The sequence below is a fragment of the Burkholderia torrens genome (assembly GCF_984668525.1).
Map to the genome: position 1 here is coordinate 2,334,992 of NZ_OZ480211.1, position 23,993 is coordinate 2,358,984.

Consider the following 23,993-nt stretch of genomic DNA (forward strand, 5'->3'; position numbering starts at 1 on the left):
GCTCGCACCAGGGAGGCAGTGCGACGAGAACGAGATAATATAGGGTTTCGAACCGCGCGTCAAATTCCGTGATGCATTTTCTTCAATGCATCACGAAAAATTCACGATGTCTGGTCGAGTTCGAATGCCTTGTGCAGCGCGCGGACGGCCAGCTCCATGTATTTCTCGTCGATCAGCACCGAAATCTTGATTTCGGACGTCGAGATCATCTGGATGTTGATGCCCTCTTCCGACAGCGTGCGGAACATCTTGCTCGCGACGCCCACGTGCGAACGCATGCCGACGCCGACGACCGACACCTTCGACACCTTCGGGTCGCCCTGCACGCGCTCGGCGCTGACATGGCCCTTCACCTGGTTGGTGAGGATGTCCATCGCCTTCTGGTAGTCGCCGCGGCCGACCGTGAACGTGAAGTCGGTTTTGCCTTCGACGCTCTGGTTCTGGATGATCATGTCGACGTCGACGTTCGCGTCGGCGACCGGGCCGAGGATCTGATATGCGATGCCCGGCTTGTCGGGCACGCCCATCACAGCAATGCGTGCTTCGTCGCGCTGGAACGCGATGCCGGAAATGACTGCCTTTTCCATGGTCTCGTCTTCTTCAAAAGTAATCAGGGTGCCCGAGCGCATTTCTTCGTCGAGCGGAATCAGCGGATCGGTCAGGCTCGACAGCACACGCGTCTTCACCTGGTATTTGCCGGCGAATTCGACCGAGCGGATCTGCAGGACCTTCGAGCCGAGGCTGGCCATTTCCAGCATCTCTTCGAACGTCACGCGATCGAGGCGGCGCGCCTCTTCGACGACGCGCGGGTCGGTCGTGTAGACGCCGTCGACGTCCGTGTAGATCAGGCACTCTGCCGCGTCCAGCGCAGCCGCGACCGCCACCGCCGACGTATCGGAGCCGCCACGGCCCAGCGTCGTGATGTGACCGTCCGGATCGACGCCCTGGAAGCCCGTGATGATCACGACCTTGCCGGCGTTCAGATCGGCCTTCACGCGCTCGTCGTCGATCGAGTGGATGCGCGCTTTCGTGAACGCGCTGTCGGTCTTGATCGGCACTTGCCAGCCGGCGTAGCTCACGGCCTCGACGCCGATTTCCTGCAGCGCGATCGACAGCAGGCCGACGCTGACCTGCTCGCCGGTCGACGCGATCATGTCGAGCTCACGCGGGCTCGGCTGGCTCGAAATCTCTTTCGCGAGACCGAGCAGACGGTTGGTTTCGCCGGACATCGCCGAAGGCACGACCACCATCTGGTGCCCGGCCTGATGCCATTTTGCGACGCGTTTCGCGACGTTCTTGATGCGCTCGACCGAGCCCATCGAAGTGCCGCCGTATTTGTGTACGATGAGTGCCATTGTCGTTCTGAACTGGAGGAGAAACCGCACGGGCGCGCTGGGCAGGCCGCGTAGCCGTTCGGTCACGCGGCTTGTGGCTGTGGACGGACGACGAGGGGGACGGCTGGGACGCAACACGCAAGCGTGGCGGATTTTGCCCGGAAGGCCGATCAGGCCGCGCAAACCGGGTACGTCACGCGGAAAACCTGCACAAAACGCTCAAAAATCGAGCCGAGCAAACGACCGAGCGTACCCGATAGACGCCCGCTTGACAAGCCGCTCGCCGTGTTGGCGGCCGTTCCGGCGCTGTTTACCAAATGGTGAAAATGGGCGCGCCATCGCGCCGCCGGAAGCCCGCCCGCCGCTACGCGATCAGCAGGTCGGGACGCCATTCGATCCGGCGCCAGGCGCCGTCGCCGGCCGTCTCGCTGTCGAACATGCCGACATCGCGATTGATGCCGAGCCGCGGCACGTAGATCAGCCGCTCGCCCGCGAACAGCAGCGGCACGTCGCGCTGCCAGGCCGGCACGCCGCGCTCCTGGAACAGGTTCTTCAGCGTGCGGCCCGGCCCGCCCGGCGACGTGCGCATCCGCTCGCCGCCCGCGCGGGCGCGCGCCGCGAGCCGCACGCCGCGCAGCAGTGCCTCCGGCACGGCGTCGGCACTCCCCGCCGCGGCTTGCGCGAACACGTAGGTGCCACGCCAGCCCGGCAGGTGCCACACTTCCTGCCCGTCCCACGCGAGCGCCGCCTCCGGGTGCGGCGAGCCCGTGCCGTCGTCGGCCGGTTCGCTGCTGTCGCCCGCTTCCCAGTAGACGACATCGCGATAGAGCCGCAGGCACTGCCCCGCGTGATCGACCCGCAGCGCATGGGCGTCATGCGCGGCGCGCAGCTGCCGCATCATGTTGGCGAGACGCGCGGCCGACGCGCCCGGCAAGCCGAGCCGGCGCATCCAGAAGCGCAGCAGGTTCGCACCGCGCGTGTCGTCGAACGCGACCAGCGCGTCGCGCGACAGCGCCTGCCCGTCATCGCGCGCGGCGGCGGCGAAATCCAGTTCGGCCAGGTCGTCGAGCAGCCGCTGCGCGGCGGCCGCATGCTGGGCCGCGCGACCGAGTGCATCGCGAAAGCCGGGAAAATGCACGGCCAGCACCGGCAGCACGTCGATGCGCAGTGCATTGCGCGCATAGCGCGTGTCGCCGTTCGATTCGTCGTCGATCCAGGCGAGCGCGTGCTGCTCCGCATAGCGCTCGAGTTGCGCACGCAACAATCGCAGCAACGGCCGCACACGCTCGACGCTCACGCCGTCGGGGCGATAGCGCGGCGCCATCGCGGCGAGCCCGGCGATGCCCGCGCCGCGCAGCAACTGCAGCAGCACGGTCTCCGCCTGGTCGTCCGCATGCTGCGCGAGCCACAGCACGGCTACGCCGTGGCGTTCGCACATCGTGTCGAGCGCCGCGTAACGACGTTCACGCGCCGTCGCCTCGATACCGAGGCCGCTGTCGCGCGGCACGTCGACGCGCATCGCTTCGAACGCGACGCCGAGCCGGGCGGCTTCCGCTTCGGCATGCGCAACCCATGCGTCAGCGTTCGCGCTCAGGCCGTGATGCACGTGCAGCGCGACGCAACGCGACGCGCCCGCGACACGCACGGCCGCATCGAGCAGCACCGTCGAGTCAAGGCCGCCGCTGTAGGCGATCGCGATGCGTGCATCGGCCGGCAGGCCGGAAAACGCAACGCCGACCGCGTCGAGGACGACGCGGTCGGCGAAGAATTCGGTCGGCGGGATCACGAGAGGAACGCGCGCGCAGCGGCGCGCGAATGGAATACGCAGCCGGTCATGCGCCGGGCGTGGTTTCCTTGAACTTGCCGTAGGCCATCAGGCGTTCGAAGCGGCGCTCGCGCAGCGCATCGATGCTCATGCCCTGGAACTGGCGCAGCGAATCGGCAAGCGCGCGGCGCAGCAGTGCGGCCATGCCCTTCGGATCGCGATGCGCGCCGCCGAGCGGCTCGTTGATGATCTTGTCGATCAGGCCGAGCGCCTTCAGGCGGTGCGCGGTCAGGCCCAGCGCTTCCGCGGCTTCCGGCGCCTTCGCGGCGCTCTTCCACAGGATCGACGCGCAGCCTTCCGGCGAGATCACCGAATAGGTCGAGAACTGCAGCATCATCACGGTATCGGCCACGGCGATCGCCAGCGCGCCGCCCGAACCGCCCTCGCCGATCACGGTCGTGATGATCGGCGTCTTCAGCTCGGCCATCACGTAGAGGTTGCGGCCGATCGCTTCCGACTGGCCACGCTCTTCCGCGCCGATGCCCGGGTACGCACCCGGCGTATCGACGAACGTGAAGATCGGCAGCCCGAACTTCTCGGCGAGACGCATCAGGCGTTCGGCCTTGCGATAGCCTTCCGGACGCGGCATCCCGAAGTTGCGCGCGGCGCGCTCCTTCGTGTCGCGGCCCTTCTGGTGACCGATCACCATGCACGGATGACCGCCGAAGCGCGCGAGGCCGCCGACGATCGACAGGTCGTCCGCAAACGCGCGGTCGCCGTGCAGTTCGTGAAAATCGGTAAACAGTTCCGCAACGTAATCGAGCGTGTACGGACGCTGCGGATGCCGTGCGATCTGCGAGACCTGCCACGGCGACAGGTTCGCGTAGAGGTCTTTCGTCAGTTGCTGGCTTTTCTTCGACAGCCGCTCGATTTCTTCCGAAATATCGACCGCCGAGTCGTCCTGCACGAATCGCAGCTCTTCGATCTTGGCCTCGAGTTCGGCGATCGGCTGTTCGAAATCCAGAAACGTGGTCTTCATGTGTTCGAATCCTTGGGTCTTGCGGCAGCGCGTATTCTACCCGCGCGGGCGACGCTCAAAACCGGCTCTCAACTATTGATGTTTAAAACCCGATAGCCGACGCTCAGGCGTCGGTGTCGGGCGCATCGAGGCTGCGCCACATGTACCAGGTCGCGACGGTGCGCCACGGCTCCCAGTTGGCGGCGACTTCACGCGCCTCGCTGCGCGTGACGGGTTCCCCGCTGAAGTAATTGACGCTGATCGCGCGGATCAGGCCCGGGTCGTCGAGCGGCAGCACGTCCGGCCGCGACAGGTTGAAGATCAGGAACATCTCGGCCGTCCAGCGGCTGATGCCGCGGATCTGCGTGAGTTCCGCGATCACGTCCTCGTCGTCCATCGACGTCCATTTGTCGACGTGCAGCGCGCCCGATACGAAATGCTGCGCAAGATCGAGGATGTACTCCGTCTTGCGTTTCGACAGCCCGCACGCGATCAGCTTGTCCGCGCCGAGCCGGATCACCGGCTGCGGCGCGAGCTTCGGACACGCGTCCTCGATGCGCGCCCACAGCGACTGCGCGGACGGCACCGAAATCTGCTGGCCGACGACCGAGCGCGCGAGCGTGACGAACGGATCGCCGCGCTTCACGAGATGCGCGGGACCGAACTTCGGAATCAGTTTCTTCAGGATGCGGTCGCGCTTGACGAGGTCGGCGCACGCCTTGTCCCAGTAGGCAGGACGCACGACCACCTCCTCGCCGTCCGCTTCGGACGCACGCGTCTTGCGGGCCGCGTCGGCGGCCGGCTGCGCAGCCGCCGGCTGCGCATGACCGTTCAGCGCGCCGTTCGGCGCGGCACGCGTCGCGTCCGCCTTCGCCGCCGGCACGCGCCTGGCTGCCGGACGCGCGGCGACCGCGGTCGCGCGCCTGACCGGCGCTTTTCTAGCCGTTGCCATCTTGCCTCCTACCTGACGGATCGGTCAGTGGAACGCATCGCGCTCATACGCGACGCCATTCGGTCGATCCGCCCGGTTTGTCTTCAAGTGCGATGCCGGCTTCGAGCAGTTCCGCCCGGATCCGGTCCGCTTCGGCATAGTCCTTCGCTTGCTTCGCCGCGACGCGCGCGGCGATCTTCGCTTCGATCTCGTCGGCCGCGAGCGCGCCCGCCTGCGCGGCACCGGACGCCTGCTGCAGGAACGCGCGCGGTTCGCGACCCAGCAGGCCGAGCAGGCCCGCCAGCTGTTTCAGCTGCCGCGCGAGCGACGCGTCGCGCGTGCGATTCACTTCGCCCGCAAGCTCGAACAGCGTCGCCACCGCAACCGGCGTGTTGAAGTCGTCGTTCATCGCGGCCGCGAAACGCTGCGCGTGCGGCTCGTTCCAGTCGAGCGCGAGCGAGTCGGCCTCGACGTCCTTCAGCGCCGTGTACAGACGCGTGAGCGATGCGCGCGCGTCGTCGAGATGCACGTCGCTGTAGTTGAGCGGCGACCGGTAGTGCGTGCGCACGATGAAAAAGCGCATGACTTCCGCGTCGTACCGTTCGAGCACTTCGCGGATCGTGAAGAAGTTGCCGAGCGATTTCGACATCTTCTCGTTGTCGACCTGCACGAAGCCGTTGTGCATCCAGTAGTTGACGAACGTCTGGCCGGTCGCGCCTTCGCTCTGCGCGATCTCGTTCTCGTGGTGCGGGAATTGCAGATCCTGCCCGCCGCCATGGATGTCGAAGTGATTGCCGAGCAGCGAGCAGCCCATCGCCGAGCACTCGATGTGCCAGCCCGGGCGCCCCATCCCGTACTTCGAGGCCCACGACGCGCCCTCCGGATCTTCCGGCTTCGCGCGCTTCCACAGCACGAAGTCGAGCGGATCTTCCTTGGCGTCGTTCGCGGCCACGCGTTCGCCCGCGCGGAGATCGTCGAGCGACTTGCCCGACAGCTTCCCGTAGTTCGCGAACTTGCGCACCGAGTAATTGACGTCACCGTCGGTCGCCTGGTACGCGTAGCCGTTCGTCTCGAGCGTCTCGATCATGCCGAGCATCTGCGGGATGAACTGCGTCGCGCGCGGCTCGATGTCGGGCCGCTGGATGCCGAGCGCACCTTCGTCCTCGTGCATCGCGCCGATGAACCGGTCGGTCAGCGACTTGATCGTCTCGCCGTTCTCGACCGCGCGGCGGATGATCTTGTCGTCGATGTCGGTGATGTTGCGCACATACGTGACCCGATAGCCGATCGCACGCAACCAGCGCTGGACGAGGTCGAACACGACCAGCATGCGCGCGTGGCCCACGTGACAATAGTCGTAGACGGTGATCCCGCATACGTACATCCGCACTTCGCCTGACTGGCGCGGCACGAAAACTTGCTTGTCACGCGCGAGCGTGTTGTAGATGCGCAGTGATTCCATAGAGATGAACCGTGAGCCGAAGGAAACCGCCCTGGCGAAGCTCGCCCAGCATGCGACACGGACGGACCATCTGCTGCGGCACCGGGCCGAGCGTCCTCGTATCACACGGGGCGGTCAGGCTGCAAGCACAGCGGTGACGGCCACGAGAGGCTAAGAAAGACTGTCTGCCGCTCGCCGGAACGGGCAGACGTTTTGTTAGAATGGCTCGGAGTATAACATTCCGATTTACGCCTATGAAACCTCATCGCGGCCGCGCGCAGAGCGCTGCGACCCTCGTTGCGACCACCGTCATGGGCGTCGCGCTGACGCTTTTCGCGGTCCCCGCGGCGCATGCGCAGAAGGCCCCGGCGGTCGCCGACGGCACGCCCGAAATCGACGCGTCGATCGCCGGCAAGCAGTGGCAGCAGGCGCTCGCGCAGCTCGACGCGCGCATCGCGTCGAACCCGCGCGACGTGCAGGCGCAGTTCAAGCGCGGCACCGTGCTGGCCCGCCTGAACCGCGACGACGACGCGATCCAGCAGTTCGTCGCGATCACGCAGGCGTACCCCGAACTGCCCGAGCCGTACAACAACCTCGCGGCGCTGTACGCGAAGCATGGCCGCTACGACGAAGCGCGCACCGCGCTCGTCACCGCGACGCAATCGAACCCGAGCTACTCGCTCGCGTACGAGAACCTCGGCGATCTCTACCTGCGCCTCGCGGCCGAGTCGTACAAGCGCGCGCAATCGCTCGGCCGCACGAGCGGCGCCACCGCGCAGCGCCTCGCCGATCTCCAGAAGATCGTGTCGCCGTCGAAAGCCGCGCCGAATGCACGCGCGACGACGCCGGCCACGCGCGACTACACCGATCGCGCCGCCGCGAACGTGAGCACCACCACGCTGCCGATGTCGCCGACGTTCCAGTTCAGCGGTCCGTCGGGCGCACTGGCGGCGCCGTACGTCGCGCCGTCGCACTGAGCGGCGCGGCCTTCTTTCCCCTCCCAACCTGAGGATCGCAATGAAACGTCTGTTGCTGGCGCTTGGCGGCGCCGCCCTTCTCGCGACCGCGCCCGCGTTCGCGCAATCGGCTACCGCGCACCCCGTCGTGCAGCTGAAGACCTCGCAGGGCGACATCCGCGTCGAGCTCTATCCGGAGAAGGCGCCGAAGTCGGTCGCCAACTTCCTCGATTACGTGAAGGCCGGCCAGTACAACGGCACGATCTTTCATCGCGTGATCAAGGGCTTCATGATCCAGGGCGGCGGCTACAAGACCAACTTCGAGGAGAAGCCGACCCGCGCGCCGATCCCGCTGGAGAGCCGCAATGGTCTGAAGAACCTGACGGGCACGATCGCGATGGCACGCACGAGCGATCCGAATTCGGCCACCGCGCAGTTCTTCATCAACACGGTCGACAACGGCGGCCTCGACTACCCGAACCCGGACGGCAACGGCTATGCGGTGTTCGGCAAGGTCGTGTCGGGTCTCGACGTCGTGAAGAAGATCGAAGGCGTGGCGACGACCTCGCGCGGCCCGATGCAGGACGTGCCGGCGCAACCGATCGTGATCGAATCGGCCAGCATCGTCTCGAAGTAAGAACCTGCCGGCACGTCCGGCGCCACACGCGGCCGCGTCGCACGACCGGCCGCGTGCCATTTAAACCGCCTCACCGAAGGAATTCATCATGGTTGAACTGCATACGAACCACGGCGTGATCAAGCTCGAGCTCGACGCCGCGAAGGCACCGAAGACGGTCGAGAACTTCCTGAACTACGTGAAGAAGGGCCACTACGACGGCACCGTGTTCCATCGCGTGATCAACGGCTTCATGATCCAGGGCGGCGGCTTCGAGCCGGGCCTGAAGCAGAAGCCGACCGACGCGCCGATCGACAACGAGGCGAACAACGGCCTGAAGAACGACAACTACACGGTCGCGATGGCGCGCACGAACGATCCGCACTCGGCCACCGCCCAGTTCTTCATCAACGTGAACGACAACGACTTCCTGAACCACTCGTCGCCGACGCCGCAGGGCTGGGGCTACGCCGTGTTCGGCAAGGTCGTCGAAGGCCAGGACGTGGTCGACAAGATCAAGGGCGTCAAGACGGGCAACGCCGGTTTCCACCAGGACGTGCCGACCGACGACGTCGTGATCGAAAAGGCCGTCGTGGTCTGACGCACGGTTACGGAGACACTTCGATGTTGCAGGAGAGTCCGCCGCGAAGCGTCTCCGCGGGCGTGCCCGGCGAGCGCGAGTACGCGCAAGCCGCACGCCCGTTCCTGTTTCTCTCCGATCTGCATCTGAGCGAAGCGATTCCGAAGACGGTCGCCGCGTTCGAGCATTTCGTGAAATACACCGCCGACAGCGCCGACTCGGTGTTCATCCTCGGCGACCTGTTCGAATACTGGATCGGCGACGACATCCTCGACGACGATCCGTTCGCGGCCCGCATGGCCGCGCTGATGCACACGTTCTCCGAGCGCGGGATCGCGCTCTACGTGATGCACGGCAACCGCGATTTCCTGCTCGGCCGGCGCTTCATGAAGGCGGCCGGCGCGATGCTGCTGCCCGACCCTTCGCTGATCATGGCGTTCGGCCAGCGCATCGTGCTCGCGCACGGTGACGCGCAATGCACGGCCGACCGCGGCTACCAGGTGTTCCGGCGCTTCGCGCGCAATCGCGTCGCGCAATGGCTGTTTCTCGCGTGGCCGTTCCGCTGGCGCCATGCGCTCGCGCAGCGCATGCGCTCGAACAGCGAAACGGGACGGATGCGCCCTGCTTCGGCCATCTACGATGTCACGCGCGAAGGCGTGGCCGCCCTGTTCCGGAAGAGCCGCGCGAGCGTGATCATCCACGGCCACACGCACCGCCCCGCGCGCCACCTGGAACCCGGCGGCATCCGCTGGGTGCTGCCCGACTGGGATCTCGATCACGGCAAGCCGCGCGGCGGCTACCTGCGCGTCGACGCGGAAGGCATCCACGCGATGCCGCTCGACTGACACCGTCGTCGCATCGACCGGCGGCCGTCGGCACACATCGCGCCCGTCACACCTGGCGCTCGACCGTCTTTCCTTCCAGCACCGCCGACAGCCTGCGCAGGTCGAGACGCGCCGCATCGGCGCCCTGCAGCGTTTCCAGATGCGTGCCGAGCTGCTCGAGCGCCGCGACGATTTCGTCGACACGGCGGCTTTCCTTCGCCGCGTGGTCGATCAGCCCGTGGATCGCGAGCGACATCGGATCGTCGGCGTTCGGCGTGATCCCGTATGCGCAGAATGCCGCGCGCTCGGGCTGCGGCTTCGGCTGTGCCGGCATCACGATGCGAGCCGGATTGCCGACCGCGGTGCCGCCCGCCGGCACCGGCTTCACGACGACCGCGTTGGAGCCGATCTTCGCGCCCGCACCGACCGTGAAGCCGCCGAGCACCTTCGCACCCGCGCCGACGATCACGCCGGCTTCGAGCGTCGGGTGGCGCTTCGCTCCGCGTGTGAGCGACGTGCCGCCCAGCGTCACGCCCTGATAGATCGTGCAGTCGTCACCGATGATCGCCGTCTCGCCGATCACGACACCCATGCCGTGGTCGATGAACACGCGCCGGCCGATCGTGGCGCCGGGATGGATCTCGATCCCCGTGAGGAATCGCCCGGCCTGCGACGCAAAACGCGCGAGCCAGTAGCGCTTCGCGCGCCAGCAAGCGTGCGCGAAACGATGCAGCACGAGCGCATGCAGCCCCGGATAACAGGTCAGCACTTCCCATGCACTGCGAGCGGCGGGATCGCGCTCGCGAATCGTTGCAACGTCTTCGCGCAGTCTCGTGAACATGATGGGGTCTGGGAAAAGGCCGGCGCGCATCGCCGGCTATGGCCGGCCGTTATCGCGCCGGGTAATTTGCTTATGACGTTCGGCGATTGTAGGGCCAGTCGCGCACGGCCGCACGCGGTCGCGCGTTCACCCCGCCACCGGCGCGGGTATTCGAGCGAAAGGCTTGCTGGAGCAGGCGTCCAGGTGGGTCGGCCGGATGGAATGCGCGAAGCCCGGCGCTTCCGCGCTACCCGACGCACGACCTGCCCGGCCCGAAGCGGCAGCCGGCCGGCGACCGGGCAGCCGGTGCGCCGGCCGCTTACGCGTCGCCGTCGGGCTTGCCCGATTTCAGCAGGATGTGCTTCGCGACGCCACGCAGGATGTTGACCTCCTCGCGCTCGAGGCCCGTGCGCGCAAACAGGCGCCGCAGCCGCGGCATCAGCTTCTTCGGATTGCGCGGATCGAGGAACTCGAGCGCGATCAGCGCGTTCTCGAGGTGGACGTACATCCGCTCGATCTCGTCGCTCTGCGCGAGCGTGCCGGCTTCGGCCGACGGTTGCGCCGGCGGCTCGCTCGCCTGCTCGAGAAACGCGACGCGCAGCTCGTACGCGAGCACCTGCACGGCCTGCGCGAGGTTCAGCGAACTGTAGGCCGGATTCGCCGGGATGTGCGCGAGCGCGCTGCACTGCTCGACGTGCTCGTTCGCGAGGCCCGTGCGCTCGTTGCCGAACACGAGCGCGATGTCGCCCGCGCCGACCTGCGCGCACGCCTGCGCGGCGGCCGCGCGCGGCGCGAGGCGCGGCGGCCCGTATTCGCGCGTGCGCGCGGTCAGCGCGATCGACCAGTGAACGCCGGACAGCGCGTCGCCGAGCGTCGGCACGACATGCGCGGACGCGAGGACGTCGTCCGCGCCGCTGGCCATCGCGATCGCCTCGGGGTCGCTCTGCACGTGCGGCACGCGCGGCGCGACCAGCACGAGGCGCGAGAAGCCCATCGTCTTCAGTGCGCGGGCGGCCGCCCCGACATTGCCGGGATGGCTCGGCTCGACGAGCACGAAGCGGGTGGACGTGAAGCCGCCGGACGGCGGCAGGGACGAGGCCGCGCCCGGCTCGGACGGCGCGGCGGTGTTCTGCGGGGTTTCCACTACGATACGACTCGGTTCATCAGAATGGCAGTATGGTATCGCCATCGCCGCGGCAAACCCACTCGTCCGGACGGACAGTGGGGGTTTCCCCGCATTCCGGTCGCCTGAAACAGCCAAAAATCGGGTAAAATCATGCCTTTACGCGTCGCACACCGTGCGGCGCGGGTCGTACCCCGTTCTTTGTCAATTCGCGTCTCACCTCGCCCGGCATGCTTGCGCCGTTCCGGGCGGTTGTTCCACTTCGTGGCGGCCCGTGCCGCCAGCTACAGGATCCAGCTCATGCATCCCATGCTCAACATTGCTGTCAAGGCTGCGCGCCGCGCCGGACAGATCATCAACCGCGCGTCCCTCGATCTCGACCTGATCGAGATCCGCAAGAAGCAGCAGAACGACTTCGTCACCGAAGTGGACAAGGCCGCCGAAGACGCGATCATCGAGACGCTGAAGACCGCCTACCCCGATCACGCGATCCTCGCGGAAGAATCGGGCGAATCCGACAACGAATCCGAATTCAAGTGGATCATCGATCCGCTCGACGGCACGACCAACTTCATCCACGGCTTCCCGTACTACTGCGTGTCGATCGCGCTCGAGCACAAGGGCGTCGTCACGCAGGCCGTCGTCTACGATCCGAACAAGAACGACCTGTTCACGGCCACGCGCGGCCGCGGTGCGTACCTGAACGACCGCCGCATCCGCGTCGGCCGCCGCGACCGCCTGGCAGATGCGCTGGTCGGCACCGGCTTCCCGTTCCGCGAGAAGGACGGCCTCGACGCGTACGCGCGCCTCTTCACCGAAATGACGCAGGCCTGCACGGGCCTGCGCCGCCCGGGCGCGGCGGCACTCGATCTCGCGAACGTCGCGGCCGGCCGCCTCGACGCGTTCTTCGAGCAAGGCATCAACGTGTGGGACATGGCCGCGGGCAGCCTGCTGATCACCGAGGCCGGCGGCCTCGTCGGCAACTACACGGGCGACGCCGATTTCCTGCATCGCCACGAGATCGTCGCGGCGAACCCGAAGATCTACGCGCAGATGATCCCGATCCTGAACCGCTACAGCCGAATCCACCCGGCAGCGGAGTAAGCCCGGGCCGCGCCGGCATGGCGCGGCTTTCGCGCATACCGTTCGCGGGCATCGTCACGATCGCGCGGCACCCGCCTCCCGCTCGTCCGGGAGGCGCGACAATCTTCCGTGCGCAAGGGGCGCTTCGTGCGCCTATCCTGAAGTTGCCTGACTTGTCCGGGAGGCGGCGTACCGCCGCCCGCACCGCGTTACCCGCAATGACAATGAATGGTTTGCGTCCGGCAGGCCCGCGCGGCGAACCACGCCGCCGCCGGCATGCCGGCCCCACCTGTATCAACACCGCCACGACGCCGTGGCAATCGCATCCGAGTCCCCATGTTACGGCTAAGCGAAATTAAACTCCCCCTCGACCACCCCGAGAGCGCACTCGAGGCCGCGATTCGCGCGCGCCTCACGGAGCTTGGCGTGGCCGCGGACGAGCTCCTCCGTTACACCGTGTTCCGCCGCGCGCACGATGCGCGCAAGCGTTCGGACATCAAGCTCACGTACATCGTCGATCTCGAGGTCAAGGACGAGGCGGCCGCGCTCAAGCGCATCGCCGGCAAGCCGCATTGCGGCAAGACGCCCGACATGGCGTATCACTTCGTCACGAAGGCGCCCGAGCGCGCCGATTTCCTGCGCCCGGTCGTCATCGGCATGGGGCCGTGCGGCCTGTTTGCAGGCCTGATCCTCGCGCAGATGGGCTTCCGCCCGATCATCCTCGAACGCGGCAAGGCCGTGCGCGAGCGCACCAAGGACACCTTCGGTCTGTGGCGCAAGAGCGTGCTCAACCCCGAATCCAACGTGCAGTTCGGCGAAGGCGGCGCCGGGACCTTTTCCGACGGCAAGCTGTACAGCCAGATCAAGGATCCCCACCACTATGGCCGCAAGGTGCTGGACGAATTCGTCAAGGCCGGCGCACCGGAAGACATCCTGTATCTGAGCCGGCCGCACATCGGCACGTTCCGCCTCGTCAGCATGGTGGAAAAGATGCGCGCGTCGATCCATGAACTCGGCGGCGAAGTCCGTTTCGAAACGCGCGTCGACGACATCGAGATCGATCAGGGCAAGGTGCGTGCGCTCAAGCTGTCGAACGGCGAAACGCTCCGGTGCGACCATGTGGTGCTGGCCGTGGGCCACAGCGCGCGCGACACGTTCCAGATGCTGCACGATCGCGGCGTCTATATCGAAGCGAAGCCGTTCTCGCTCGGTTTCCGGATCGAGCATCCGCAGGGGCTGATCGACCGCAGCCGCTTCGGCAAGTTCGCGGGCCACAAGCAGCTCGGCGCGGCCGACTACAAGGTGGTCCACCACGCCAACAACGGCCGGGCCGTCTACAGCTTCTGCATGTGCCCGGGCGGCACGGTGGTCGCGGCGACTTCCGAGCCTGGCCGCGTCGTCACCAACGGGATGAGCCAGTATTCGCGCGCCGAGCGCAACGCGAACGCGGGTATCGTCGTCGGCATCACGCCGGACGACTATCCCGGCGGGCCGCTGGCCGGCATCGCGTTCCAGCGCAAATGGGAGGAACGTGCGTTCGAACTCGGCGGCGGCGACTACCGCGCGCCGGGCCAGCTGGTCGGCGATTTCATCGCAGGCCGGCCGTCGACGTCGCTGGGTTCCGTGGAGCCGTCGTACAAGCCGGGCGTCAATCCGACCGACCTCAGCACCGCACTGCCGGACTACGTGATCGAAGCCATCCGCGAAGCGCTGCCCGAGATCGACAAGAAGATCTCCGGCTTCGCGATGCACGATGCCGTGCTGACCGGCGTGGAAACGCGCACGTCGTCGCCGATCCGGATTCGACGCAAGGACGACTACCAGAGCATGAACGTCGACGGCCTGTATCCGGCCGGCGAAGGCGCCGGCTATGCGGGCGGCATCTATTCGGCAGCCATCGACGGCATCGAGGTCGCGCAGGCGGTCGCCCTCAGCATGACGTCGGGACACACGTCCTGACAGAGCGGACGCGGTCGGCGCGCGACGGTCCGTGACCCGAGTGCGCCGACTGTTTCAGGTCCGCCGCGCCGATGTGCTTCATCGACGCCCGGCCATTGCGCGCTTTCGGCATGCCCGTCAATACACGCCGGGAATCAGCCGGTACCGCACCTTCGACTTGTACGCCCGATAATCGGCGTCTTCCGACAGCACGCGCTCTTCCATCCTGATTCGACCGATCTGCAACAGCATCCAGATGCCGATCGTGAGCAGGTTGCGCGTACTGAAGTTGGCAAGCAGGAAACCGATTTCGGACAACAGGTAACCGGCATAGATCGGGTGGCGCATGAACCGGTACGCACCGGTCGAGACGACCCCTCGATTGGCCGGCAGCAGACCGAACGAGCGCCCGAGCGACATTTTCGCGAACAGCTGCCACGCAATCCCGCAAATTTGCCAGGTGCCCCCTGCCCACTCCGGAATCAGTTGCGTACTGGCAGTCAGCTGATAGGTCAGGCAGTAGAACGAGCCACCGAGGGAAAAGCACACCGCGACAGGATGCCAGTCGCGCCGTTTCGGCAATTTGGCAAAAGCCGACATGCCGACGGTCAGTACTGCGGATACCAGCAGCAGGATCAATGTGATCCGGCTCGGGTCCGCCCGCCACGGCATATAAATCAGATAAGCAAATACGCCCAGCACGGTCACTGACGACACGCGAGCACACAGCTCGATCAGGTCGATCCGCTCCGATTCATCCGCGACCGCCGTAACGTGCGGCACCAGAGTATGCCGCGCGCACGCGCCCCCCGCATCCTGTATGGCCTGCTTCATGTTTTGTGCCCCGAGACTTATTGCGTTTTTATATATATTGCCGTTTCAGACTAGCACGCTCCCTTCATTGAAACTTGCCTAAGTTTCGGTTTTGCGCGGTTGATTGGTGTAAGTCCCGAGGGCATGGGCAATTAAAACGAACGATTAACTGGATTACGCGGCATGCCAAACGTTTCACAGTTCGCAGCGCTCTTCAGGCTGATGAAATCGTCTGCGGTAATCGCCAATCCGCGGCATTGATCCCTGACAAACAGGGTCGCATGAACACGGCGGAACAGGCAGCCATGGTCGGCACAGGACAACGACGACGCGCCGCGAGGTTCAAAGGCGCGGCACGCCGCCCGACGTCGCGAGACGAGCGGATGCCGCGCAGCTCAACCGCATGCTGTCAAACCGGCCTGTCGCTGCAATGGCTGGTGTAAAAGCTGACGCCGTTGCCGTCGGGATCGCGCATCGAGAAATAGTGGTGACCGTAGAGCTCGCCGTCCGCAATGGCTGACGGTGAATATCCGTTGTCGATCAGGCTTGCCCGGTACGACTCCAGATCCGCCTTCGTACGTCCTCCGATCATCAGGTCAATCTTCTCGCTGGCGAAATCGGGCCTCTGGCCACTCTGGCTGTCCGGCAACGCGTCCGTCTGATCATCGCCTTTCTTGAACAGCAGCAGATGCGTGCCACCCCGCATCTCAACGATTGCCATCCCGGGAAAGGCCCCGAAGGCGCGCAGACCCAACCCAGTGTAAAAGCGATAGCTCGCGTCGACATCCTGCACTTTCATGACGAAGTGACCGAGCGCAACAGCAGGCAATCGATCGTCGATTTCATGTTCGTTCATAACCTACCCTGGGGTGTTTGTTGGAAAAAATCTTGCACCGCGTGCATGCCTGCACTAATCTGACCGGCCAGTCGAAAATGTTATACGACTGAGCAGTCGAAAAAGCAAGGGGGTGTGATGACACGCAAGAAGGAAATCGACAGGGACCGGGTTCTGGACGCCGCCGGGGCCGTCATCCTTGAGTCCGGCGGGCATGATTTCACGCTCGACGCCGTCGCGGAGCGTTCGGGAATCAGCAAGGGCGGCCTTGTTTATACCTTTTCAACCAAGGACCGGCTGATACTTGAGATGCTGGAACGAGAAGTGACGCGATTCCAGGAAGCAGTACGCCGGCGACTGGGTAGCGGACGAACCGGACCAGTCGAATGGGCCCTGGCGTATATCGACGCAGCATTGGACGAGGACGACGCCACGACGCAGCAGGCCGCCTTTCTCGTAACCGCGCTGGTACACGCGCCGGGCATGCTGGAGCCGGTGCAGCGCCATTACCGCGCACTACTCGAGCCACTGCGAACGGACCATGGCGAGATTGCCGAAGTTCGTCAGGCACTGCTCGCCGTCGAGGGCATTTTCCTGCTCCGGGGGCTCGGGTTCGTGGAACTCGCCCCCGGCGAGCACAAATCCGTCTTGCTCCACGCGCGCAATACCGTACTTGCTGCGTTGGAAAGATCGACAGATCGGCCATCCTGAGAAGCAGGGGCACGACAGCGCGCGCGGCGACCGCGCGACCGCCGAAAGCTGGCCAAACGGCGAACTTCGCGCGTGCACGTGGAAGCGACTGGTAAACTCGGGCAACCCAAGCAACAACTTCATGCCTGACCTATGACCACGCTGTCGCCCGACGCCTTTGCCGGCCATACCCCAATGATGCAGCAGTACCTGCGCATCAAGGCCGATCATCCCGACACACTCGTCTTCTACCGGATGGGCGACTTCTACGAGCTGTTCTTCGAGGATGCGGAAAAGGCCGCACGCCTGCTCGACCTGACCCTCACGCAGCGCGGCGCGACGGCCGGCACGCCGATCAAGATGGCCGGCGTGCCGCATCACGCGGTCGAGCAGTATCTGGCGAAGCTCGTAAAGATGGGGGAATCGGTCGCGATCTGCGAGCAGATCGGCGATCCCGCCACGTCGAAGGGGCCGGTCGAGCGCAAGGTCGTGCGCGTCGTCACGCCCGGCACGCTGACCGATGCCGCGCTGCTGTCCGACAAGAACGACGTGTACCTGCTCGCGATGTGCACGGGCCACAACAAGCGCGGCGTCGCGGTCAATGTCGGCCTCGCGTGGCTGAACCTCGCCAGCGGCGCGCTGCGGCTCGCCGAAATCGAACCCGATCATCTCGCGGCCGCGCTCGAGCGCATTCGGCCGGCCGAAATCCTGACGCCGGACGGCGCAGTCGATGCCGTGCCCGCAAGCGCGGGTGCAACCAAGCGCGTGCCGGCCTGGCACTTCGACATCGCATCGGGCACGCAACGCCTGTGCGACCAGCTCGACGTCGCAGGCCTCGACGGATTCGGCGCACACTCGCTGACGAGCGCATGCGGCGCGGCCGGCGCGCTGCTGCTCTATGCGGCCGCCACGCAGGGCCAGCAGCTGCGGCACGTGCGCAGCCTGAAGGTCGAGAACGAAACCGAATACATCGGGCTCGATCCGGCCACGCGCCGCAACCTCGAACTGACCGAGACGCTGCGCGGCACCGAATCGCCGACGCTGTATTCGCTGCTCGATACCTGCTGCACGACGATGGGCAGCCGCCTGCTGCGTCACTGGCTGCATCACCCGCCGCGCGCGTCGGTCGCCGCCCAATCGCGCCAGCAAGCCATCGGCGCGCTGCTCGATGCGCCGGCAAGCGCAAGCCTCGATGCGCTGCGCAGCGCGCTGCGCCAGATCGCCGACGTCGAACGGATCACCGGGCGTCTCGCGCTGCTGTCCGCACGCCCGCGCGACCTGTCGAGCCTGCGCGACACGTTCGCCGCGCTGCCGGCGCTGCGCGAGCGCATCAGCGCGGTCGTCGCGAATGCGGACGCGCTCACGCGCGTCGACGCGGCACTCGCGCCGCCCGCCGAATGCCTCGACCTGCTGACGAGCGCGATTGCGCCCGAGCCGGCCGCGATGGTGCGCGACGGCGGCGTGATCGCACGCGGCTACGATGCCGAGCTCGACGAGCTGCGCGACATCTCGGAGAACTGCGGGCAGTTCCTGATCGATCTCGAAGCACGCGAACGCACGCGCACCGGCATCGCGAACCTGCGCGTCGAATACAACAAGGTGCACGGCTTCTACATCGAGGTCACGCGCGGCCAGACGGACAAGGTGCCCGACGATTACCGCCGCCGCCAGACGCTGAAGAACGCCGAACGCTACATCACGCCCGAACTGAAGACCTTCGAGGACAAGGCGCTGTCCGCGCAGGAACGTGCGCTCGCGCGCGAGCGCGCGCTGTACGACTCGGTGCTGCAAGCGCTGCTGCCGTTCATCCCCGAGTGCCAGCGCGTCGCATCGGCACTCGCCGAGCTCGACCTGCTCGCCGCCTTCGCCGAACGTGCGCGCGCACTCGACTGGGTCGCACCGACCTTCACCGACGAGATCGGCATCGACATCGAGCAGGGTCGCCATCCGGTGGTCGAGGCGCAGGTCGAGCAGTTCATCGCGAACGACTGCCGGTTCGGCACCGAGCGCAAGCTGCTGCTGATCACCGGGCCGAACATGGGCGGGAAGTCGACGTTCATGCGGCAGACCGCGCTGATCGCGCTGATGGCTTACGTCGGCAGCTACGTGCCGGCGAAATCGGCGTGCTTCGGTCCGATCGACCGGATCTTCACGCGCATCGGCGCAGCCGACGATCTCGCGGGCGGCCGCTCGACGTTCATGGTCGAGATGACCGAAGCCGCGGCAATCCTCAACGACGCAACGCCGCAAAGCCTCGTGCTGATGGACGAGATCGGCCGCGGCACGTCGACGTTCGACGGTCTCGCGCTCGCGTGGGCGATCGCACGCCACCTGCTCGCGCACAACGCGTGCTACACGCTGTTCGCGACGCACTACTTCGAGCTGACGCAGTTGCCGGCCGAATTCCCGCAAGCGGCCAACGTTCACCTGTCGGCCGTCGAACACGGCCACGGCATCGTGTTCCTGCACGCGGTCAACGAAGGCCCGGCGAACCAGAGCTACGGCCTGCAGGTCGCGCAACTCGCCGGCGTCCCGGCACCGGTGATCCGCGCCGCACGCAAGCACCTCGCGTATCTCGAGCAGCAGTCGGCGTCGCAGCACACGCCGCAACTCGACCTGTTCAGCGCGCCGCAAGCGGTCGTCGACGATCTCGAATGCGCGGACGCGCCGGCGCTGCCCGACACGCCTCATCCGGCGCTCGACAAGCTGCGCGCCATCGATCCCGACGATCTCAAGCCGCGCGAGGCGCTCGACCTGCTGTACGAACTGCGCACGCTGGTCCGGTCGCACGATGCCGACGGGCACGCGTAAGCACGTCTCGCCGGGCCTGTCCGCCCGTGTGGCCGCCGCGCTGGCCGCGGCGGTTCTTGCGCTCGCGCAGGCCGGCGCACAGGCTGCTCCGCCGAAACGCACCACCGCGCCCTATTCGTTCGCGGTCGTGTCGGGCGTCATCAACGCCCCGGCGGACGAACCGTCCGCCCAGCGGCTGCTCGATGCGATCGCGCGCGAGCGCAATCTCGCTTTCATCGTCTATGCGGGCGATCTCAAGGGTTCGAAGGAAGCATGCCGCGATTCGCTGTATTCACAGCGCGGCGCGATCCTGGATTCGGCGCGCGTGCCGCTCGTGTTCATTCCCGGCCACGACGACTGGCTGACGTGCAACACGGCAGCCGGCGGCGGCTACGATCCGGTCGAGCGGCTCGACTTCCTGCGGCAGACGCTGCTTGCCGATTCGGCGCTGCCCGACCCGGGCGCGCTGCAGATCACGCGGGAAAGCGAAGTCGCACGGTTCCGGCCGTATCGCGAGAATGCCCGCTGGATGCGCGACGACATCGTCTACGTCGCGCTCAACGCACCGGCGCCGAACAACCATTACCTGACGGCCGGCGGCCGCAACGGCGAATTCGAGGATCGCATCGTCGCGAACGGTTTCTGGATCGACCACGCAGCCGAATACGCGAAACGGCGCGAAGCGCGTGCGATGGTGGTGATTTTCGAAGGCGATCCGCAGTTCGAACGCTATGAACGCGCGGAACGCTTTGCCTGGCTGCGTTTCAACCGGCCGCGCGTACGCGACGGCTTCCGTGAACTGAAACGAACGCTGGTGAAGGCTGCGGCGACATTCCGCGGCCCGATCCTGGTGATGCACGCGAGCGGCGAGCCGCTGGCGAACGGCTTCCTGATCGACCGGCCGCTGCACGCCGACGATGGTGAACTGATCGGAAACGTGACGCGCGTCGCGATCGGACCGCGTCATCCGGTGGATCAGTGGGTCAAGGTGAGCGTGTCGCCGTCACGGCAGACGATCTTCAACGTGAGCCTGCAGGAGGTGCCGAAGAACCTGCCGGTGCCGCCCGCGCTGCCGCTCGTGCCGCACGACGACGTACCGCTGCCACAGATGCCGGAAATCCCCGCGCTGCCGGCGCTGCCCGACTCGTCGTCGGTCGCGCCGCCGCTGCAGGGTGACGGCGCCGCCCCGGGCGGCGCGTCGCGCCTTGCGCCGCCCCCTGCATCGGGGCCGGCGCCCGGCTTGCCTGCAAGCTCAGTGCAGGGTACGCCCTGACGGTGCTTCGCCGTCTTCGTCGTCGTCCTCGTCGACGATCTCGAGCCCTTCCGCGCCGTGCGCGTGCTCATGCTCGATTTCGTCTTCGGTGGCTTCGCGAACGTCCTTCACGGTCAGTGCGAAACGCAGCGCCATGCCTGCCAGCGGGTGATTGCCGTCGAGCACGACCTTGTCTTCTGCAACGTCGGTGACCGTATAGATCAGCGAATCGACTTCCTCGTCGCCGTCTTCCGGCGTGCCTTCGAACTGCATGCCCACTTCGAGCGGCTCGGGAAAACGATCGCGCGGCTCGATCTTCACGAGTTCGGGATCGTAGTCGCCGAACGCGTCCTGCGGCTCGAGCTGAACCTGCGCTTCGTAGCCGGGCTCGTGGCCGTCGAGCTGTTCCTCGATCTTGGGGAACGTGCCATCATAGCCGCCGTGCAGATAAACCATCGGCTCGTCGCTTTCCTCGATCAGATTGCCCTGTGCGTCCGACAGCTTGTAAGTGACCGACACGACAGTGTTTTTTGCGATTTTCATCCAATTCTCCCAAATACAACTCTCATTATACGATGCGCAACCGGTCTCAAGCCGAACCGCGGGAAGCCGCTGCCGCTCCGCTCGGCGCGCCGCCCTCCGATCTTCCCACACCGCTGCTCGGCGGTCTCACGCCGGCGCAATTCATGCGCGGCTACTGGCAGAAGAAGCCGCTGCTGATCCGCCAGGCGATCCCCGGCGTCGCGTCGCCGGTCTCGCGCGACGCGCTGTTCGAGCTTGCTGCCGACTATGACGCGGAATCGCGACTGATCACCCATTTTCGTAACAAGTGGCAACTGGCGCACGGCCCGTTCGAACCGGGCTCGCTGCCGGCCGTCACGCGCAAGGCGTGGACCCTGCTCGTGCAGGGGCTCGACCTGCACGCCGACGCGGCGCGCGCGCTGCTCGACCGCTTTCGCTTCATCCCCGACGCGCGGCTGGACGACCTGATGATCTCGTATGCGACGGACGGCGGCGGCGTCGGCCCGCATTTCGATTCGTACGACGTCTTCCTGCTGCAGGTCGAAGGCCGGCGCCGCTGGCGGGTCGGTGCGCAGAAGGACCTGTCGCTGCAGCCGGACGTGCCGCTGAAGATCCTCGAAAACTTCGAGCCGAGCGACGAATGGGTGCTGGAGCCCGGCGACATGCTTTACCTGCCGCCGCACATCGCGCACGACGGCGTCGCCGAAGGCGAGTGCATGACCTGCTCGATCGGCTTCCGGGCCCCGTCCGCCGGCGAACTGGGCGCCCAGTTCCTGTACTATCTCGCGGAGCGCGGCGGCCTGCGCGACGGCGGCGGCGACGACCTTTACCGCGACCCGAAGCAGCCGGCCGTCGACACGCCGGCGCAATTGCCCCCGGCGATGGTCGAGCGTGTCGCCGAGATCGTCGACGCGATCCGCTGGCGCAAGCGCGACGTCGCCGAATTTCTCGGTTGCTACCTGAGCGAGCCCAAGCCGAACGTCGTATTCGACCCGCCGGCGCGCCCGCTGTCCGAGTCCGCGTTCGTCACGCAAGCGTCACGGCGCGGCGTTTGTCTCGACAGAAGGGCCGCATTGATGTATAACGCGCGCTCGTACTTCATTAATGGCGAGGAAGGACCGCTCGAGCAGGCCGGGGAATGGCTGCCCGAACTGGCCGATCAACGCCAGATGGAGGCGAAACGGTTTGTAACACTATCCCGGGTTCCCTCGATGACAGCCTTGTTGCACGAGTGGTATCGTGCGGGCTGGATACGGGTCGGAAACCGGAATTAGTGTGAGTCGCCCCGTATGCCCGTACGGATCAAATTCTGTATGGGAAAGACAACGTATTGACCCCGCATTTGTCGACGGTCGATAGGAAAGTGCATATAATTTCCGCCCAAGCCGTAGGGAAGATTCACGCTCTAAGAAGTGCATCTCCACCAGCGGCCCAGGTCGGTGTTGGAGCACATTACCGGTATTGTTTCGCGCTGTTGCTTACCTTTAACCATAAAAGGACGTGATCATGAAGAAATCCCTCCTCGTAGCTTCCCTGTTGGCTGCTGTTGCACTGGCTGCTTGCAACAAGAGCGCTGACCAAGCTGCTTCGTCGGCTGCAAGCGACGCGGCTGCTGCTGCTTCGACGGCTGCTTCGGCAGTTGCTGGTGCAGCGAGCGACGCTTCGGCCGCTGCTTCGTCGGCAACGGCTGCTGCGAGCGACGCTGCTGCTGCAGTGGCGTCGGCTGCTTCGGCAGCGACGGCTGCTCCGGCTTCGGGCGCAAGCCAGTAAGCCTTCAGCATCAGCTGAAAAAAACCGGCCCGAGGGCCGGTTTTTTTACGTCTGCCGTTTCCGTACACATCGCCCGGCAGCCGCACGGGGCCGCCGCAGCGGCCCTGCCCCGCTCATCCGAGCATCAGCCAGTCGAAGCCCGCGTCCTGCGAGGCCACGATCACGTCCTCACCGTTCGTCCCCAGCACGCCGCCGAACGCCCGGCGGGCCAGTTCCGGCAGGTTGTTCTGCTGGCTCAGGTGCGCCGCGACCAGGTGCTGGAGGCGGCTGCGTTCGAGCGACGCGAGGATGTCGGCCGCCGCGTCGTTGCTCAGGTGGCCGTGGTTGCCGCCGATCCGCGCCTTCAGCGACTGCGGATAGCGGCTCGCAGCCAGCATCGCGGTATCGTGGTTGGATTCGAGCACCAGTGCGTCACAGCCGCTCAGGACGGCCGTAATGTGCGGCGTGGCCATTCCGACGTCCGTCAGCACGCCGAGCCGGCTGCAGCCGTCCATGAAGACGAACTGCAGCGGTTCCCGCGCATCGTGGGGGACCGTGTAGGGCATCACGGCCAGATCGCGTATCGCGGCCGTCTCGTCGCCCCACAGCACGTGGAGATCGACGTCGGCCTCGTCCGCGCCGACCGCGCGCGCGGTGCCCCAGCTCATATAGAGCGGCAGCGACGCGCGGCGGGCGAGCGTCAGCGCACTGCCGACGTGGTCGCTGTGTTCGTGGGTGATGAGGATCGCATCGAGATCGTCGATGCCGAGATTCAGTCGGCCGAGCCGGCGCTCGACCTCCTTGGCGGAGAAACCGCAATCGAGCAGCACGCGCGTGGTCGTCGTGCCGCTCGAGGCCTCGACGACCAGCGCGTTACCTTCGCTGCCGCTTCCGAGGCTGGCGAATCTCACGC

22 protein-coding genes and 2 pseudogenes are annotated in these 23,993 nt (G+C 66.2%); 12 read left to right on the top strand and 12 right to left on the bottom strand.

Features of this window, described 5'->3' with window-relative positions; translation table 11 throughout:
- Window positions 1-101 precede the first annotated feature (101 nt).
- On the bottom strand, window positions 102-1,355 hold the full coding sequence (locus AC5LXX_RS10760) for an aspartate kinase (protein WP_493409464.1): 1,254 nt from the start codon (window positions 1,353-1,355) through the stop codon (window positions 102-104).
- Between AC5LXX_RS10760 and AC5LXX_RS10765 the strand changes: the two are divergent.
- Window positions 1,338-1,575 (top strand): annotated as a pseudogene (locus tag AC5LXX_RS10765) (hypothetical protein); the annotation flags it as partial. The gene AC5LXX_RS10760 and the pseudogene AC5LXX_RS10765 overlap by 18 nt on opposite strands.
- A gap of 123 nt (window positions 1,576-1,698) precedes the next feature.
- Here the strand turns inward: AC5LXX_RS10765 and tilS are convergent.
- The 4 genes from tilS to cysS form a co-directional block, all read right to left on the bottom strand.
- On the bottom strand, window positions 1,699-3,120 hold the full coding sequence (tilS, locus tag AC5LXX_RS10770) for a tRNA lysidine(34) synthetase TilS (protein ID WP_493409465.1): 1,422 nt from the start codon (window positions 3,118-3,120) through the stop codon (window positions 1,699-1,701).
- Window positions 3,121-3,166: 46 nt separating this feature from the next.
- The gene (locus AC5LXX_RS10775; protein WP_006478433.1) at window positions 3,167-4,138 is read right to left on the bottom strand and encodes an acetyl-CoA carboxylase carboxyltransferase subunit alpha; all 972 of its coding nucleotides are present in this window, start codon (window positions 4,136-4,138) and stop codon (window positions 3,167-3,169) included.
- A gap of 103 nt (window positions 4,139-4,241) precedes the next feature.
- Window positions 4,242-5,069 (bottom strand): DNA-3-methyladenine glycosylase family protein, encoded by an 828-nt coding sequence (locus AC5LXX_RS10780; RefSeq protein WP_493409466.1) that lies wholly within the window; start codon window positions 5,067-5,069, stop codon window positions 4,242-4,244.
- Window positions 5,070-5,112: 43 nt separating this feature from the next.
- Window positions 5,113-6,510 carry a cysteine--tRNA ligase gene (cysS, locus tag AC5LXX_RS10785; RefSeq protein ID WP_493409467.1) on the bottom strand — a complete coding sequence of 466 codons (1,398 nt, stop codon included), beginning with the start codon at window positions 6,508-6,510 and terminating at the stop codon, window positions 5,113-5,115.
- Between the two features lie 233 nt (window positions 6,511-6,743).
- Between cysS and AC5LXX_RS10790 the strand changes: the two genes are divergently transcribed.
- From AC5LXX_RS10790 to AC5LXX_RS10805, 4 genes are all read left to right on the top strand, one after another.
- Entirely contained in the window at window positions 6,744-7,466 is a 723-nt protein-coding gene (locus AC5LXX_RS10790) for a tetratricopeptide repeat protein (protein WP_185658229.1), read from the top strand.
- Between the two features lie 40 nt (window positions 7,467-7,506).
- Window positions 7,507-8,082, top strand: a complete 576-nt coding sequence (locus AC5LXX_RS10795) for a peptidylprolyl isomerase (protein ID WP_059233797.1) — start codon at window positions 7,507-7,509, stop codon at window positions 8,080-8,082.
- 88 nt (window positions 8,083-8,170) lie between these two features.
- Window positions 8,171-8,662: a peptidylprolyl isomerase gene (locus AC5LXX_RS10800; protein ID WP_006478428.1), complete on the top strand. Its 492-nt coding sequence runs from the start codon at window positions 8,171-8,173 to the stop codon at window positions 8,660-8,662.
- A gap of 23 nt (window positions 8,663-8,685) precedes the next feature.
- On the top strand, window positions 8,686-9,486 hold the full coding sequence (locus tag AC5LXX_RS10805) for a UDP-2,3-diacylglucosamine diphosphatase (protein ID WP_493409468.1): 801 nt from the start codon (window positions 8,686-8,688) through the stop codon (window positions 9,484-9,486).
- A gap of 46 nt (window positions 9,487-9,532) precedes the next feature.
- Here the strand turns inward: AC5LXX_RS10805 and cysE are convergent, their stop codons facing one another.
- Window positions 9,533-10,306 carry a serine O-acetyltransferase gene (cysE, locus tag AC5LXX_RS10810; protein WP_322082755.1) on the bottom strand — a complete coding sequence of 258 codons (774 nt, stop codon included), beginning with the start codon at window positions 10,304-10,306 and terminating at the stop codon, window positions 9,533-9,535.
- Between the two features lie 298 nt (window positions 10,307-10,604).
- A complete protein-coding gene (locus tag AC5LXX_RS10815) occupies window positions 10,605-11,429 on the bottom strand; it encodes an RNA methyltransferase (protein ID WP_493409469.1) in 825 nt (274 codons plus the stop codon).
- 279 nt (window positions 11,430-11,708) lie between these two features.
- On the opposite strand from AC5LXX_RS10815, the gene AC5LXX_RS10820 reads away from it, so the two are divergent.
- Both AC5LXX_RS10820 and AC5LXX_RS10825 read left to right on the top strand, forming a co-directional pair.
- A complete protein-coding gene (locus AC5LXX_RS10820) occupies window positions 11,709-12,512 on the top strand; it encodes an inositol monophosphatase family protein (protein ID WP_493409470.1) in 804 nt (267 codons plus the stop codon).
- A 315-nt stretch (window positions 12,513-12,827) separates the two neighbouring features.
- The gene (locus AC5LXX_RS10825; RefSeq protein ID WP_322082754.1) at window positions 12,828-14,450 is read left to right on the top strand and encodes an NAD(P)/FAD-dependent oxidoreductase; all 1,623 of its coding nucleotides are present in this window, start codon (window positions 12,828-12,830) and stop codon (window positions 14,448-14,450) included.
- A 117-nt stretch (window positions 14,451-14,567) separates the two neighbouring features.
- Here AC5LXX_RS10825 and AC5LXX_RS10830 read toward each other — a convergent pair whose 3' ends face one another.
- Window positions 14,568-15,263: a methyltransferase family protein gene (locus AC5LXX_RS10830; protein ID WP_493409471.1), complete on the bottom strand. Its 696-nt coding sequence runs from the start codon at window positions 15,261-15,263 to the stop codon at window positions 14,568-14,570.
- Window positions 15,264-15,651: 388 nt separating this feature from the next.
- Entirely contained in the window at window positions 15,652-16,098 is a 447-nt protein-coding gene (locus AC5LXX_RS10835; RefSeq protein WP_493409472.1) for a VOC family protein, read from the bottom strand.
- A 117-nt stretch (window positions 16,099-16,215) separates the two neighbouring features.
- On the opposite strand from AC5LXX_RS10835, the gene AC5LXX_RS10840 reads away from it, so the two are divergent.
- The 3 genes from AC5LXX_RS10840 (at window position 16,216) to AC5LXX_RS10850 (ending at window position 20,830) form a co-directional block, all read left to right on the top strand.
- Window positions 16,216-16,788, top strand: coding sequence for a TetR/AcrR family transcriptional regulator (locus tag AC5LXX_RS10840; protein ID WP_493409473.1), 573 nt, complete (start codon window positions 16,216-16,218; stop codon window positions 16,786-16,788).
- A 132-nt stretch (window positions 16,789-16,920) separates the two neighbouring features.
- Window positions 16,921-19,578, top strand: a complete 2,658-nt coding sequence (gene mutS, locus AC5LXX_RS10845; RefSeq protein ID WP_493409474.1) for a DNA mismatch repair protein MutS — start codon at window positions 16,921-16,923, stop codon at window positions 19,576-19,578.
- Window positions 19,559-20,830 carry a hypothetical protein gene (locus AC5LXX_RS10850; RefSeq protein ID WP_493409475.1) on the top strand — a complete coding sequence of 424 codons (1,272 nt, stop codon included), beginning with the start codon at window positions 19,559-19,561 and terminating at the stop codon, window positions 20,828-20,830. Before mutS ends, AC5LXX_RS10850 begins: the two co-directional genes overlap by 20 nt.
- On the opposite strand, the gene AC5LXX_RS10855 is transcribed toward AC5LXX_RS10850, so the two are convergent.
- Window positions 20,810-21,352, bottom strand: a complete 543-nt coding sequence (locus tag AC5LXX_RS10855) for an FKBP-type peptidyl-prolyl cis-trans isomerase (protein WP_059554208.1) — start codon at window positions 21,350-21,352, stop codon at window positions 20,810-20,812. The two genes, AC5LXX_RS10850 and AC5LXX_RS10855, sit on opposite strands and share 21 nt — an antisense overlap.
- A 32-nt stretch (window positions 21,353-21,384) precedes the next feature.
- On the opposite strand from AC5LXX_RS10855, the gene AC5LXX_RS10860 reads away from it, so the two are divergent.
- Together AC5LXX_RS10860 and AC5LXX_RS10865 are read left to right on the top strand one after the other, a co-directional pair.
- Window positions 21,385-22,605 carry a JmjC domain-containing protein gene (locus AC5LXX_RS10860; protein WP_493409476.1) on the top strand — a complete coding sequence of 407 codons (1,221 nt, stop codon included), beginning with the start codon at window positions 21,385-21,387 and terminating at the stop codon, window positions 22,603-22,605.
- 56 nt (window positions 22,606-22,661) lie between these two features.
- Window positions 22,662-22,908, top strand: a pseudogene (locus AC5LXX_RS10865) (hypothetical protein).
- Here the strand turns inward: AC5LXX_RS10865 and AC5LXX_RS10870 are convergent.
- Together AC5LXX_RS10870 and AC5LXX_RS10875 are read right to left on the bottom strand one after the other, a co-directional pair.
- The gene (locus tag AC5LXX_RS10870; RefSeq protein WP_493411135.1) at window positions 22,816-23,187 is read right to left on the bottom strand and encodes a hypothetical protein; all 372 of its coding nucleotides are present in this window, start codon (window positions 23,185-23,187) and stop codon (window positions 22,816-22,818) included. The pseudogene AC5LXX_RS10865 and the gene AC5LXX_RS10870 overlap by 93 nt on opposite strands.
- Before the next feature lie 27 nt (window positions 23,188-23,214).
- Window positions 23,215-23,991: an MBL fold metallo-hydrolase gene (locus tag AC5LXX_RS10875; protein ID WP_493409477.1), complete on the bottom strand. Its 777-nt coding sequence runs from the start codon at window positions 23,989-23,991 to the stop codon at window positions 23,215-23,217.
- Window positions 23,992-23,993 lie beyond the last annotated feature (2 nt).

What these genes read in the sequence shown, in the direction of transcription:
- AC5LXX_RS10760 (WP_493409464.1), bottom strand. Translation starts at nt 1,355, where the DNA reads ATGGCACTCATCGTACACAAATACGGCGGCACTTCGATGGGCTCGGTC.
- AC5LXX_RS10775 (WP_006478433.1), bottom strand. Translation starts at nt 4,138, where the DNA reads ATGAAGACCACGTTTCTGGATTTCGAACAGCCGATCGCCGAACTCGAG.
- AC5LXX_RS10780 (WP_493409466.1), bottom strand. Translation starts at nt 5,069, where the DNA reads ATGGCAACGGCTAGAAAAGCGCCGGTCAGGCGCGCGACCGCGGTCGCC.
- cysS (WP_493409467.1), bottom strand. Translation starts at nt 6,510, where the DNA reads ATGGAATCACTGCGCATCTACAACACGCTCGCGCGTGACAAGCAAGTT.
- AC5LXX_RS10790 (WP_185658229.1), top strand. Translation starts at nt 6,744, where the DNA reads ATGAAACCTCATCGCGGCCGCGCGCAGAGCGCTGCGACCCTCGTTGCG.
- AC5LXX_RS10795 (WP_059233797.1), top strand. Translation starts at nt 7,507, where the DNA reads ATGAAACGTCTGTTGCTGGCGCTTGGCGGCGCCGCCCTTCTCGCGACC.
- AC5LXX_RS10800 (WP_006478428.1), top strand. Translation starts at nt 8,171, where the DNA reads ATGGTTGAACTGCATACGAACCACGGCGTGATCAAGCTCGAGCTCGAC.
- AC5LXX_RS10805 (WP_493409468.1), top strand. Translation starts at nt 8,686, where the DNA reads ATGTTGCAGGAGAGTCCGCCGCGAAGCGTCTCCGCGGGCGTGCCCGGC.
- cysE (WP_322082755.1), bottom strand. Translation starts at nt 10,306, where the DNA reads ATGTTCACGAGACTGCGCGAAGACGTTGCAACGATTCGCGAGCGCGAT.
- AC5LXX_RS10820 (WP_493409470.1), top strand. Translation starts at nt 11,709, where the DNA reads ATGCATCCCATGCTCAACATTGCTGTCAAGGCTGCGCGCCGCGCCGGA.
- AC5LXX_RS10825 (WP_322082754.1), top strand. Translation starts at nt 12,828, where the DNA reads ATGTTACGGCTAAGCGAAATTAAACTCCCCCTCGACCACCCCGAGAGC.
- AC5LXX_RS10830 (WP_493409471.1), bottom strand. Translation starts at nt 15,263, where the DNA reads ATGAAGCAGGCCATACAGGATGCGGGGGGCGCGTGCGCGCGGCATACT.
- AC5LXX_RS10835 (WP_493409472.1), bottom strand. Translation starts at nt 16,098, where the DNA reads ATGAACGAACATGAAATCGACGATCGATTGCCTGCTGTTGCGCTCGGT.
- AC5LXX_RS10840 (WP_493409473.1), top strand. Translation starts at nt 16,216, where the DNA reads ATGACACGCAAGAAGGAAATCGACAGGGACCGGGTTCTGGACGCCGCC.
- mutS (WP_493409474.1), top strand. Translation starts at nt 16,921, where the DNA reads ATGACCACGCTGTCGCCCGACGCCTTTGCCGGCCATACCCCAATGATG.
- AC5LXX_RS10850 (WP_493409475.1), top strand. Translation starts at nt 19,559, where the DNA reads ATGCCGACGGGCACGCGTAAGCACGTCTCGCCGGGCCTGTCCGCCCGT.
- AC5LXX_RS10855 (WP_059554208.1), bottom strand. Translation starts at nt 21,352, where the DNA reads ATGAAAATCGCAAAAAACACTGTCGTGTCGGTCACTTACAAGCTGTCG.
- AC5LXX_RS10860 (WP_493409476.1), top strand. Translation starts at nt 21,385, where the DNA reads ATGCGCAACCGGTCTCAAGCCGAACCGCGGGAAGCCGCTGCCGCTCCG.